We start from the raw sequence: 12,433 nt of genomic DNA on the forward strand, positions 1-12,433 counted from the left end.
TGTCCTTCGTAGCGGCAGGCCGCTGCCAGTTAGGGTCGCGCCGCGCCTCTTGCTAGAGCGCCGCCCATCGGTCACAGACCGCGACCGTGACCCAGCCCCTATCCTTCCAGAAGATGATCCTCGCGCTCCATGACTATTGGAGCGAGCGGGGGTGCGCGATCCTCCAGCCCTATGACATGGAAATGGGCGCCGGCACCTTCCATCCCGCGACGACCCTGCGCGCGCTCGGACCGGACGCTTGGAACGCCGCCTATGTCCAGCCGTGCCGCCGGCCGACCGACGGCCGCTACGGCGAGAACCCGAACCGGCTGCAGCACTATTATCAATATCAGGTGATCCTGAAGCCGAGCCCGCCCGACTTGCAGGAGCTGTACCTGGGCAGCCTGGCGGCGATCGGCGTCGACATGGGACTGCACGACATCCGCTTCGTCGAGGATGACTGGGAGTCGCCGACACTGGGCGCCTGGGGCCTGGGCTGGGAAGTGTGGTGCGACGGGATGGAGGTGACGCAGTTCACCTATTTCCAGCAGATGGGGGGCTTCGACTGCAAGCCCGTCGCGGGCGAGCTGACCTACGGGCTGGAACGGCTGGCCATGTACATCCAGAACAAGGACAATGTGTACGACCTGGCGTTCAACGACGCCCCAAAAGGTCAGGGGGGCGTGACCTATGGCGACGTGTTCCTGGAGAATGAGCGCCAGATGTCGACCTGGAACTTCGAGGTCGCGAATACCGATGCGCTGTTCGACCTGTTCCGCAAGGCGGTCGCGGAGTGCGAGAACTGCCTGTCCGCCGGCTTGCCGATCCCCGCGTACGAGCAGGCGATCAAGGCCAGCCACAGCTTCAACCTGCTGCAGGCGCGCGGCGTGATCTCGGTGGCGGAGCGGCAGGCCTATATCGGCCGCGTCCGCGATCTGGCGAAGGGCGCCTGCGCGGCGCACATGACGAAGAACGGGTGGGCTGCGTGAGCGATTTCCTTCTCGAACTCCGCTCGGAGGAAATCCCGGCGCGGATGCAGGATAAGGCCCGCGACGATCTCGCCCGCCTCTTCGCGGCCGAGCTGGCGAAGGCGGGCCTGACCGCCGGGGCGGTCGACACCTATGCGACGCCGCGCCGGCTGGTGCTGATCGCGCGCGACCTGCCGCTCGCGACCGAGGCGGTGTCGGAAGAGGTGAAGGGGCCGAAATCCTCGGCGCCGCCGCAGGCGCTGGACGGCTTCCTGCGCAAGACGGGGCTGACCCGGGAGCAGCTGGTCGAGCGTGACGGCGTGCTCTTCGCGATCACAGAGCGACCCGGCCGCGCGACCGCCGATGTGCTGGCGGAGGCGATCCCGGCGATCATCCGCGGCTTCCCTTGGCCCAAGTCGATGCGCTGGGGGGCGGATTCGGTGCGCGAGGATGCGGTACGCTGGGTACGACCGCTCCAGGGTATCGTCGCGTTGTTCGGCGAGGCGATCGTGCCGGTCGAGATCGGAGGGGTTACCAGTGGCGCGACGACGCTCGGCCATCGTTTCCTTCATCCCGGCGCGATTACCATCGGCTCGGCGGTGGACTATGCCGAGAAGTTGCGCGCCTGCCACGTGATCGTCGATCAGCAGGAGCGCCGCGACCTGATCCGCGCCCGCGCCACTGCGCTGGCGGCGGAGGCCGGGCTGGTGCTGGTCCAGGACGAAGGGCTGGTCGCGGAGAATGCCGGGTTGACCGAGTGGCCGGTGCCGCTGCTCGGCCGCTTCGACGCAGAGTTCCTGTCGGTCCCGCCCGAGGTCATCCAGCTGACCGCGCGGGTGAACCAGAAATATTTCGTCTGCCGCACGCCGGAGGGTGCGTTGGCGAACGCGTTCGTTTGCACCGCCAATATCGAGGCGAGCGACGGCGGCGCCCGGATCGTCGAGGGCAATCGCAAGGTGCTAGCGGCGCGCCTGTCCGACGCGCGCTTCTTCTACGACACCGACCTGAAGGTGCCGCTGGCGGAGCAGGCGGCGAAGCTCGACAAGATCGTCTTCCACGAGAAGCTGGGCACCGTCGCCGACAAGGTCGACCGGGTGGCCAAGCTGGCGCGCTGGCTGGTCGAGGAGGGGATCGTCAAGGACGCCGACCCAGACATTGCCGAACGCGCCGCGCGGCTGGCCAAGGCCGACCTCGTCACCGGCATGGTCGGCGAGTTCCCAGAATTGCAGGGCCTGATGGGCGGATACTACGCCGCCGCACAGGGCGAGGACCCGCGCGTGGCGGCGGCGGTGCGCGATCACTACAAGCCGGTTGGGCAGGGCGACGACGTACCGACCGATCCGGTGACCGTCGCGGTGTCGCTGGCAGACAAGCTCGACAGCATCGCGCAATTCTTCGCCGTCGATCTGAAGCCCAGTGGATCAAAAGATCCCTTTGCTCTCCGGCGTTCCGCGCTTGCCGCGATCGCGCTGATCCTCGAGAACCGCCTCCGCTTCCCCCTGGAAACTGCGGTTAAGAGCGATGTGCTCGAGTTCTTCGCCGACCGCCTCAAGGTCCAACAGCGCGAGGCCGGCGTTCGCCACGACCTGATCGACGCCGTGTTCGCGTTGGGCGGCGAGGACGACCTCGTCCGCCTGCTTGCCCGTGTTCATGCGTTGCAGGCGTTCGTTGGGACCGAGGACGGGGTGAACCTGCTCGCCGGGTACAAGCGAGCGGCGAACATCCTGAAGAAGGAAGGCGCCCCGACCGACATCGCCCCGGTGCATGCGGGGGCGACGGGGTTGGGTTATGATCCCGAACCTGCCGAGGCGGCACTGATCGCGGCGCTTGATGCCGCGGAACCCGCCGCCGCGCGCGCGGTTGCTGCCGAAGATTTCGAAGGCGCGATGGCCGCGCTCGCGACGTTGCGCATACCGATCGATGCGTTCTTCGATGCGGTCACCGTCAACGATGCCGATCCGGCGAAGCGCACCGCGCGCCTCGCGCTGCTCGGGCGCATTCGGCAGGCGGTGCACGGTGTCGCGGATTTCTCCCGGATCGTTGAGCCGTCCCGCTAGGAGACGCGAGGGGGATCGACATTACCCGCCAAGCTGCTAGGGCATCGTCAAAGCATACGTATGCATTGACGATGCAGAGGAGCAGATATGGCGACCGCGATCGAACCGCAGGCTGACGCAACCTACGTCTATCGCTTCGGCGGCGGCGTGTCGGACGGGGGCAAGGGCGACAAGAACCTGCTCGGCGGCAAGGGCGCGAATCTGGCGGAGATGGCGTCGATCGGGCTGCCGGTGCCGCCGGGCTTCACCATCTCCACTGCGATGTGCACGCGCTATTATGAGGAGGGGGAGCGGTTCCCCGACTCGCTGCGGGCCGAAGTGGCGGCCGGGATCGCGCATATCGAGGGGATCACCGGCAAGCGCTTCGGCGACGCGGCCGATCCGCTGCTGGTGTCGGTCCGCTCGGGCGCACGAGTGTCGATGCCGGGGATGATGGACACCGTCCTGAACCTGGGACTGAACGACGAGACCGTGTTGGGGCTGGCCCAGGCGGCCGATGACGAGCGCTTCGCGTGGGACAGCTATCGCCGCTTCATCCAGATGTACGCCGACGTCGTGCTGGAACTCGATCACGGCGCGTTCGAGGAGGCGCTGGAGATCGCCAAGGAAGATAACGGGTTCACCCTCGACACCGAGCTGAGCGCGGATCACCTGAAGGCGCTGGTCGTCGAGTATAAGCGGCTGGTCGAGAAGGCGTGGGGCAAGCCGTTCCCGCAGGACGTCCACGACCAGCTCTGGGGCGCGGTCGGCGCGGTGTTCGGCTCGTGGCAGTCGGAGCGGGCCAAGGTGTATCGCCGGCTGAACGACATCCCCGCCGACTGGGGCACCGCGGTCAACGTGCAGGCGATGGTGTTCGGCAATATGGGCGACACCTCGGCCACCGGCGTCGCCTTCACCCGCGATCCGTCGAAGGGCGACCGCGCCTATTACGGCGAGTTCCTCATCAATGCGCAGGGCGAAGACGTGGTCGCCGGCATCCGCACGCCGCAATATCTGACGCGCGCCGCGCGCGAGGAGGCCGGCGCCAAGCCCGCGTCGATGGAAGAGGCGATGCCCGAGGTTTACGGCGAGCTGGCGGCGGTCTTCGACACGCTCGAAACCCATTATCGCGACATGCAGGACATCGAGTTCACGGTCGAGCGTACCAAGCTGTGGATGCTCCAGACCCGATCGGGCAAGCGCACCGCCAAGGCGGCGCTGAAGATCGCAGTCGACATGGCGAACGAGGGGCTCATCAGCCACCGCGAGGCGATCGCGCGGGTCGATCCGGCGGCGCTCGACCAGCTGCTCCACCCGACGCTCGATCCTTCCGCGCCGCGCGACGTGATCGCGCGCGGGCTGCCGGCGTCACCGGGCGCGGCCTCGGGTGCGGTGGTGTTCGATGCCGATACGGCAGAACGATGGAGCGCCGATGGCCGGGCGGTGATCCTGGTGCGGACCGAGACCAGCCCCGAGGACATCCACGGCATGCACGCGGCGCGCGGCATCCTGACCGCGCGTGGCGGCATGACCAGCCACGCGGCAGTGGTGGCGCGCGGCATGGGGCGGCCGTGCGTGTCGGGCGCGGGCAGCATCGCCATCTCTGCCAGGGACAAGGTGATGCGGGTCGGGGGGCGCGAGGTGCGCGAAGGCGAGACGCTGACCATCGACGGTGCCACCGGCGAGGTGATGGCGGGTGAGGTCGCGACGGTCCAGCCCGAGCTGGCCGGCGATTTCGCAACGCTGATGGTGTGGGCCGACGAGGTCCGGCGGCTGAAGGTGCGCGCCAATGCCGAGACGCCCGGCGACTGCCGTACCGCGCGTGAGTTCGGTGCCGAGGGCGTCGGGCTGTGCCGCACCGAGCATATGTTCTTCGACGCCGCCCGCATCACCGCGGTGCGCCAGATGATCCTGGCGTCGGACGAGAAGGGGCGGCGGGTCGCGCTCGACAAATTGCTGCCCGAGCAGCGCAGCGATTTCGTCTCGATCTTCGAGGTGATGGCCGGCCTGCCGGTGACGATCCGCCTGCTCGATCCGCCGCTCCACGAGTTCCTGCCGCATGAGGAAACCGAGTTCGCCGAGGTCGCGACCGCGGCGGGAGTGGATATCGACACGCTGAAGCGGCGTGCCAACGAATTGCACGAGTTCAACCCGATGCTGGGCCATCGCGGTTGCCGGCTGGGCGTGACCTATCCCGAGATCTACGAGATGCAGGCGCGTGCGATCTTCGAGGCGGCAATCGACGTCGCGGAGAAGTCGGGAGCGGCGCCGATCCCCGAGGTGATGATCCCGCTGGTCGCGACCAAGCGCGAGCTGGACCTGATGAAGGCGGTGGTCGATCGCGCCGCTCAGGCCGTCTTCGGCGAGCGCGGGCGGACCGTGGAGTATCTGGTCGGCACGATGATCGAGCTGCCCCGCGCCGCATTGAAGGCGGGCGAGATCGCGGCGACCGGCGAGTTCTTCTCGTTCGGCACCAACGACCTGACCCAGACGACCCTGGGTGTCAGCCGCGACGATGCCAGCCGCTTCCTGGGCGCCTATGTCGAACAGGGCATCTATCCCAAGGACCCGTTCGTCAGCCTGGACATCGACGGTGTCGGTGAGCTGGTCGAGCTGGCGGCGGAACGCGGGCGCAAGACACGGCCCGACATCAAGCTGGGCATCTGCGGCGAGCATGGCGGCGACCCGGCGAGCATCGCCTTCTGCGAGAAGGTCGGGCTCGATTACGTCTCGGCGAGCCCGTACCGCGTGCCGATCGCCCGGCTCGCGGCAGCGCAGGCGGCACTCGCCGCGAAATAGGCGCTATCGGACGGTGCGCGTCCCGTTCCAGTCGAACCAGCCGCGCCGTTCGCCGGCAGGGTAGGCGGGGCGGGCCGCGGCGAGGGGCCGGGTTCGGGCCGGTGCGGCGGTCGGCGTTGCCGGTGCAGGGACGACGCGCTCGCGCTCCAACTCGGCGTGGCGGCGCTCGACCTCGGCGACCCGAGCATCGGCATCACGACGGGCGGCGGCATGCGCCTCGCGCTCGGCCGCGTAGCGCTCCTTCCACTTGCGCCCGCCCGAGTGGCTGGCGAGCCCCAGCAGCCAGCCGGCGACCAGCACCAGCCCGAGGACCGCGAATTGTGTCGGCGTCGTGAACAGCATCGTTGCGTCTCCTGTTACGGAGCGACAACGAGGGTCGGGCGGTTAGTTTCCAGCCGCGATCGCCGCGTCGTCCAGCGCGGCGGCGCGTTGGAACGCGGGGCGGGCGTGGAGCCGCTCGAGATAGGCGGTGAACGCGGGTGTCTTCTCGAGCAGCCCGAACTGCGTGTACCAGCCCACGCCAGAGCCGACGCACACGTCCGCCGCGGTGAAGCGATCGCCGGCGATATAGGGATGGCGTTCGACCGCGTCGGCGAGCACCCCGGCGGTCAGTTCGAAATTGCCGTATCCGGCCATGCGCTGCTGGTCGGTGTTGGGTGTGAAGCCCATCGACTTGTTGGTTACCGCCGCCTCCAGCGGGCCTGCGGCGAAGAACAGCCAGCGGTAATAGCCGGCGCGCTCGTCCGCTGTGGGCGCGAGACCGGCGGACGGAAACGTCTCCGCCAGATAGGCGCAGATCGCCGCCACCTCGGTCACGACGCGGCCGTCATGGACGATGGCTGGGACCTTCATCATCGGATTGATCGCGCGATACGCGTCGCCCTTCATCGTCGTCGCATAGTCGAGCACGACGGTGTCGTAGGGCTCGCCGATCTCCTCGAGCATCCATCGGACGATGCGGCCGCGCGACTGCGGATTGGTGTAGAAGGTGAGCGCCATGGGATCGTCCCTTCGTCGTCAGAGCTGCTTGGCGAACAGCGCGAGCTGCCGTGCCCAGGCCCGCTCGGCCTGGGTGCGGTTATAGGCGCGGCTGTCGGGCGGGCACCAGCCGTGGTCGGCACCGGCATAGACCTCGATTTCCGCGGGCACCCTGGCAGCGGTGAAGGCGGCGCGCAGCACGTCCTTGTCGCCGGGCGCGCGGGCATCGTCGTTGGCGGCGATGGCGATCAGGTAGCCGCCCTTCAGCTGCGGGATCAGCTTGTCGGGGCTGTCCGGTGCGTCGCCGACCAGCGCGGCGCCGTGGAACGAAGCACCGGCGCGCACCCGATCGGGGTGCGCGGCAGCGGTGCGGATCATCATCGGCCCGCCCATGCAATAGCCGGTGACGGCGAGCGGACGCTTGCGATCGACCTGCGGCTGCGCGTCGAGCCAGGCGACGAACGCGCCAGCATCGCTGGTCGTGGCGGCAGGCGTCAGCGCGGCACGCCACGGCGTGATCCGCTCGCGCACGGCGGGCTGGTCATAGGATTCGCCGGGTTTCAGGAACGGCGCCTTCGTCGAGCGATAGAACTGGTTGACGACGAGCACCGCGTAACCGGACTCGGCCAGCCGCCGCGCCATCTGCTCGAAGGCGGGGCGCAGGCCCATGATGTCGGGCCAGATCAGCACGCCGGGATGCCGGCCCTTGGCTGGCGCGACGAAATAGGCATCCGCGCTGCCGTCCGGTGTGGTGATCGCCACTGCACGGCCGGCGACGGACAGCGCGTCGGCAGGGCTGGGAAGCATCATCGCGAGCGTGGCAGCGCCCATGCCGATGCCGAACTGGCGCCGGTTCGCACCCTCTGCCCGGTCATTGTCCTGGGCGGTCAGTTCGTCGCACATCGTCCTGGCTCCTGCTGGCGTTTCAGGAGCATAGGCGGATGGGGCAGGGTGGCAAGTGTCGGCGGAAGCCGTCTCGCCCGTCCCGTCATTCTTGCGCGGGCGAGAATCCAGAGCCGCTGAGGTCGATGGCTCGAGCCGCGGCGTCAGCGTGTATGGATCCCCGCCTGCGCGAGGATGACGAGGGTCGATCGCCGGATCAGCGGCGGAACGGGTCGTCGAACAACGCGCGCGCCTGGGCGGCGGGATCGTCGCCGTGGAGGGCGGACTGGGCGTCGCGGGCGGACTGTTCGCGCTCGGCATGGAGTTGGGCGATCAGGGCGTCGCGGTCGCCCTCCAGGCGCGTATCGGTCGGCTGCGCCTCGGTGCCCGCGGCCTTGGCGGCTTTGGTCACGGCGGCGTCCAGCTCGCGCTGGCTGGTCAGGCCCAGCGTCACCGGGTCCTTGGGCGTGATGTTGGCGATGTTCCAGTGGCTGCGGTCGCGGATCGCGGCGATGGTGGTGCGGGTGGTGCCGATCAGATTGCCGATCGCACCGTCGGAGATTTCCGGATGGTTGCGGATGATCCAGGCGATGCCGTCGGGCTTGTCCTGGCGCTTCGACACCGGGGTGTAGCGCGGACCCTTGGTGCGGCGGACCTGCTCGGGCCCCTTAATCATCTTCAGCACGTAGTTCGGGTCGGCCTGACCCTTGTCGATCTCGTCCTGCGTCAACTCATGCGCGCGGACCGGGTCGCGGCCGGTCAGCTTGGTCGCGGCGGTATCGTCGGCGATCGCCTGCACCTCCAGGACGTGCAGGCCGCAGAACTCGGCGATCTGCGGGAAGGAGAGCGAGGTATTGTCGACCAGCCAGGAAGCGGTCGCATGGGGCATCAGCGGCTGGGCCACGGCGGAACTCCGTACAAACAATAAGGGCCGCCCCTTGCGGAGCGGCCGTGCATGAGGGTGATGTACGCTCTGCGACGCGTGGTGGCAAGGTGGAGCAGGTCCGGGCCGTTCCGCTTTGATCCTCCCTTGCAGGGGGGGGGCATCCGGTCAGCTTTCGATCGTCAGCACGATCTTGCCGAAATGGTCGCCGGCTTCCATGCGGGCGTGCGCCTCGGCCGCGTCGGCGAGGGGGTAGGTGCGGTCGAGCGCGGGCTTCAGTCGTCCGGCCTCGACATGTGGCCAGACCGAGCGGTGAATCTCGTCGGCGACCAGCGACTTGAACGCGGTGGAACGCGCGCGCAGCGTCGATCCGGTCAGGGTCAGGCGGCGGCGCATGATCTCGAACAACGGCACCTCCGCGCTCGCGCCGCGCTGGACCGCTATCGAGACGTGGCGGCCGTCATCGGCCAGGCATTTCAGATTGCGCGGCACATAATCGCCGCCGACCATGTCCAGCACGACGTTGACGCCCTTGCCGCCGGTCAGCCGCAGCACCTCCTCGACGAAGTCGCCCGCCTTGTAGTCGATCGCGTGATCGGCACCGAGCGCGCGAGCCGCCGCGCATTTCTCGGGCGATCCGGCGGTCACGATGATCTGGAGCCCGAACAGGTTGGCGAGCTTGATCGCCATCGTGCCGATGCCGCTGGTGCCGCCATGGACGAGGACGATGTCGCCCTCGCTCGCGAAGGCGCGCTCGAACAGGTTGGTCCAGACGGTGAACAGCGTCTCGGGCATGGCCGCCGCCTCGACCATCGACAGCGCGGCCGGGACCGGCAGACACTGTCCGGCCGGTACCACCGCATATTCGGCATAGGCGCCGCCGGCGACCAGCGCACAGACCGGCTCGCCGAGCCGCTCGCGCTCCACCCCCTCGCCGAGCGCGACGATCGTGCCCGACAGTTCGAGGCCGAGGATCGAGGGCGCACCGGGGGGCGGCGGGTATTTGCCCTGGCGCTGCATCACCTCGGGCCGGTTGACGCCGGCCGCGGCGACGCGGACCAGTACCTCGCCCGGACCCGGCTGCGGCACCGGCCGCTCGACCGGGCGCAACACCTCTGGTCCGCCCGGAGACTCCGGATCGATCGCCGTCATCGTCGTCGGAATGCCCGCCATCATCTGCCCCCGCTTGCCCAGCCCCGATCTGGTGTCGGCGTTATTGACAACGACCTGCGGCGGGTCAACGCTGTGCTGCATGGAGATCGACGACGCACCCCGGCGGCGCAGCGACACCCTGGCCGCGCTGACGGCCGAGGACCTGGACCCACTGTCGCAGGAGGAACTGGCGGCGCGGGTCGCCGCGCTGGAGGCGGAGATCGCGCGGACCCGCCGCCGGATGCAACATGCGGTTAACCAGCGCGCAAGCGCGGATGCGCTATTCCGAACTTAGGGTCCAAACTTGATGCCGCGCCTGCGCATCCCGACATAATGGGCAACGGGGCCCCCATCCGGGTCCGTCTGGAGTAACTGCGAATGCCATCCTTCGCCCCCGCGCTCGAGACCACGCTGCACAAGGCGCTCGAAGCCGCGTCGTCGCGCCGCCACGAATATGCCACGCTGGAGCATCTGCTGCTGGCGTTGGTCGACGACGAGCATGCGGCCAAGGTGATGACCGCCTGTCACGTCGATATCGGCGAACTGAAGACGACCGTCGCCCATTATCTCGACACCGAACTCGACGCGCTGAAGGTCGAGTCCGCCACCGATCCCTCGCCGACCAGCGGATTCCAGCGCGTCGTCCAGCGCGCCATCCTGCACGTCCAGTCATCCGGCCGCGACGAGGTAACCGGCGCCAACGTGCTGGTCGCGCTGTTCAGCGAGCGCGAGAGCTATGCCGTTTATTTCCTGCAGCAGCAGGACATGAGCCGGCTGGATGCCGTCAGCTTCATCAGCCACGGCGTCGGCAAGGGCGGCGCCGCGACCGAGGCATCGACCCCCAAGGGCGCCGAGGAGGAGAAGCCCGCCAAGGCACAGGAGAAGGGCAAGACGGAAAGTGCGCTGAAGCAGTTCACCGTCGATCTCAACGAGAAGGCAAAGATCGGCAAGGTCGATCCGCTGATCGGGCGTGGGCCGGAGGTGGATCGGACGATCCAGATCCTGTGCCGCCGGTCGAAGAACAACCCGCTGTACGTGGGCGATCCCGGCGTCGGCAAGACCGCGATCGCCGAAGGCCTGGCGCGCAAGATCGTCGAGGGCGAAGTTCCCGACGTGCTGAAGGAAGCCGTGATCTACTCGCTCGACATGGGCGCGCTGCTCGCCGGTACCCGCTATCGCGGCGATTTCGAGGAGCGGCTGAAGGCGGTGGTGAACGAGCTGGAGAAGCTGCCGCATGCGGTGCTGTTCATCGACGAGATCCACACCGTGATCGGCGCCGGCGCGACGAGCGGCGGTGCGATGGACGCGTCGAACCTGCTGAAGCCGGCGCTGTCGGGCGGCACGATCCGCTGCATCGGGTCGACCACCTACAAGGAGTTCCGCAACCATTTCGAGAAGGACCGTGCGCTGCTGCGCCGGTTCCAGAAGATTGACGTCAACGAGCCGACCGTCGAGGACACGATCAAGATCCTGGCGGGCTTGCGCTCGGCGTTCGAGGAGCATCACTCGGTCAAGTATACGCCCGATGCGATCAAGTCGGCGGTCGAGCTGTCGGCGCGCTACATCAACGACCGCAAGCTGCCCGACAAGGCGATCGACGTGATCGACGAGGTGGGCGCGATGCAGATGCTGGTGCCCGCCAACAAGCGCAAGAAGACGATCACGCCCAAGGAGATCGAGCAGGTCATCGCGACCATGGCACGTATCCCGCCGAAATCGGTGTCGACCGATGACAAGCTGGCACTCGCCACGCTGGAGACGGACCTGAAGCGGGTGGTGTTCGGCCAGAACGCCGCGATCGAGAAGCTGTCGTCGGCGATCAAGCTGGCCCGCGCCGGCCTGCGCGAGCCGGAGAAGCCGATCGGCAACTACCTGTTCACCGGCCCGACCGGCGTCGGCAAGACCGAGGTCGCCAAGCAGTTGGCGTCGATTCTGGGCATTCCGCTCCAGCGCTTCGACATGAGCGAGTATATGGAGCGCCACTCGGTCAGCCGGCTGATCGGTGCTCCTCCGGGCTATGTCGGGTTCGACCAGGGTGGGCTCCTGACCGATGCGGTCGACCAGCAGCCGCACTGCGTCCTGTTGCTCGACGAGATCGAGAAGGCGCATCCGGACCTGTTCAACATCCTGTTGCAGGTTATGGACAATGGCCGGCTGACCGACCAGCACGGCAAGACGGTGGATTTCCGCAACGTCATCCTCATCATGACGACCAATGCGGGCGCGTCCGACATGGCGCGCGAGACGCTGGGCTTCGGCAATCTCAGCCGCGAGGGTGAGGACGAGCAGGCGGTCCAGAAGCTGTTCACGCCCGAGTTCCGCAACCGCCTCGATGCGATCGTTCCGTTCGGCTACCTGCCGACCGAGGTGGTCGCCCGGGTGGTCGATAAGTTCATCCTCCAGCTGGAATTGCAGCTGGCGGACCGCGGCGTCCACATCAACCTGGACGATGCGGCCAAGAGCTGGCTGACCGAGAAGGGCTATGACAAGCTCTATGGCGCGCGGCCGATGGGGCGGCTGATCCAGGAGAAGATCAAGCAGCCGCTGGCCGAGGAGCTGCTGTTCGGCAAGCTGGTCCATGGCGGCGAGGTGACGGTGCGGATGAAGGACGGCGCGCTGTCGTTCGCGATCGAGCCGGCCGCACCGAAGAAGCCGAAGAAAAAGGGCGGCAAGGCTACGCCCGCGCCAGCGGAATAGCCCGAGCCAGAGGATATCGGGGCCGCGGAGCGATCCCGATATCTCCTAAATTCACCATT

The 12,433-nt window shown here is 67.9% G+C and carries 10 protein-coding genes; 5 read left to right on the forward strand and 5 right to left on the reverse strand.

The window, feature by feature from the left end:
* The first annotated feature begins 113 nt into the window (after positions 1-113).
* The 3 genes from Q5H91_RS00660 (at position 114) to ppdK (ending at position 5,782) form a co-directional block, all read left to right on the forward strand.
* The gene (locus Q5H91_RS00660; RefSeq protein ID WP_305171302.1) at positions 114-968 is read left to right on the forward strand and encodes a glycine--tRNA ligase subunit alpha; all 855 of its coding nucleotides are present in this window, start codon (positions 114-116) and stop codon (positions 966-968) included.
* The gene (gene glyS, locus Q5H91_RS00665) at positions 965-3,004 is read left to right on the forward strand and encodes a glycine--tRNA ligase subunit beta (protein WP_305171303.1); all 2,040 of its coding nucleotides are present in this window, start codon (positions 965-967) and stop codon (positions 3,002-3,004) included. The genes Q5H91_RS00660 and glyS overlap by 4 nt, the downstream gene beginning before the upstream one ends.
* 87 nt (positions 3,005-3,091) lie before the next feature.
* On the forward strand, positions 3,092-5,782 hold the full coding sequence (gene ppdK / locus Q5H91_RS00670) for a pyruvate, phosphate dikinase (RefSeq protein WP_305171304.1): 2,691 nt from the start codon (positions 3,092-3,094) through the stop codon (positions 5,780-5,782).
* 3 nt (positions 5,783-5,785) lie between these two features.
* On the opposite strand, the gene Q5H91_RS00675 is transcribed toward ppdK, so the two are convergent.
* The 5 genes from Q5H91_RS00675 to Q5H91_RS00695 form a co-directional block, all read right to left on the reverse strand.
* Positions 5,786-6,124, reverse strand: a complete 339-nt coding sequence (locus Q5H91_RS00675) for a hypothetical protein (RefSeq protein WP_305171305.1) — start codon at positions 6,122-6,124, stop codon at positions 5,786-5,788.
* Positions 6,125-6,166: 42 nt separating this feature from the next.
* On the reverse strand, positions 6,167-6,781 hold the full coding sequence (locus tag Q5H91_RS00680) for a glutathione S-transferase family protein (protein ID WP_305171306.1): 615 nt from the start codon (positions 6,779-6,781) through the stop codon (positions 6,167-6,169).
* 18 nt (positions 6,782-6,799) lie between these two features.
* Positions 6,800-7,663, reverse strand: coding sequence for a dienelactone hydrolase family protein (locus tag Q5H91_RS00685; protein ID WP_305171307.1), 864 nt, complete (start codon positions 7,661-7,663; stop codon positions 6,800-6,802).
* Positions 7,664-7,859: 196 nt separating this feature from the next.
* Positions 7,860-8,546 carry a DUF1013 domain-containing protein gene (locus Q5H91_RS00690; RefSeq protein WP_305171308.1) on the reverse strand — a complete coding sequence of 229 codons (687 nt, stop codon included), beginning with the start codon at positions 8,544-8,546 and terminating at the stop codon, positions 7,860-7,862.
* Positions 8,547-8,693: 147 nt separating this feature from the next.
* A complete protein-coding gene (locus Q5H91_RS00695) occupies positions 8,694-9,677 on the reverse strand; it encodes an NAD(P)H-quinone oxidoreductase (RefSeq protein ID WP_305171309.1) in 984 nt (327 codons plus the stop codon).
* 10 nt (positions 9,678-9,687) lie between these two features.
* On the opposite strand from Q5H91_RS00695, the gene Q5H91_RS00700 reads away from it, so the two are divergent.
* Positions 9,688-9,972 (forward strand): DUF1192 domain-containing protein, encoded by a 285-nt coding sequence (locus tag Q5H91_RS00700; RefSeq protein WP_370655193.1) that lies wholly within the window; start codon positions 9,688-9,690, stop codon positions 9,970-9,972.
* A gap of 83 nt (positions 9,973-10,055) precedes the next feature.
* Positions 10,056-12,374 (forward strand): ATP-dependent Clp protease ATP-binding subunit ClpA, encoded by a 2,319-nt coding sequence (clpA, locus tag Q5H91_RS00705; RefSeq protein WP_305171310.1) that lies wholly within the window; start codon positions 10,056-10,058, stop codon positions 12,372-12,374.
* The last annotated feature ends 59 nt before the right edge of the window (positions 12,375-12,433 follow it).

The organism is Sphingomonas aurea, from assembly GCF_030678875.1.
Taxonomy (GTDB): Bacteria; Pseudomonadota; Alphaproteobacteria; order Sphingomonadales; family Sphingomonadaceae; genus Sphingomonas; species Sphingomonas aurea.

Excerpts from the sequence above, each read along its gene's own strand:
- Q5H91_RS00660 (WP_305171302.1), top strand. The coding sequence starts at position 114 with ATGATCCTCGCGCTCCATGACTATTGGAGCGAGCGGGGGTGCGCGATC.
- ppdK (WP_305171304.1), top strand. The coding sequence starts at position 3,092 with ATGGCGACCGCGATCGAACCGCAGGCTGACGCAACCTACGTCTATCGC.
- Q5H91_RS00675 (WP_305171305.1), bottom strand. The coding sequence starts at position 6,124 with ATGCTGTTCACGACGCCGACACAATTCGCGGTCCTCGGGCTGGTGCTG.
- Q5H91_RS00680 (WP_305171306.1), bottom strand. The coding sequence starts at position 6,781 with ATGGCGCTCACCTTCTACACCAATCCGCAGTCGCGCGGCCGCATCGTC.
- Q5H91_RS00685 (WP_305171307.1), bottom strand. The coding sequence starts at position 7,663 with ATGTGCGACGAACTGACCGCCCAGGACAATGACCGGGCAGAGGGTGCG.
- Q5H91_RS00695 (WP_305171309.1), bottom strand. The coding sequence starts at position 9,677 with ATGACGGCGATCGATCCGGAGTCTCCGGGCGGACCAGAGGTGTTGCGC.
- Q5H91_RS00700 (WP_370655193.1), top strand. The coding sequence starts at position 9,688 with ATGCCCGCCATCATCTGCCCCCGCTTGCCCAGCCCCGATCTGGTGTCG.
- clpA (WP_305171310.1), top strand. The coding sequence starts at position 10,056 with ATGCCATCCTTCGCCCCCGCGCTCGAGACCACGCTGCACAAGGCGCTC.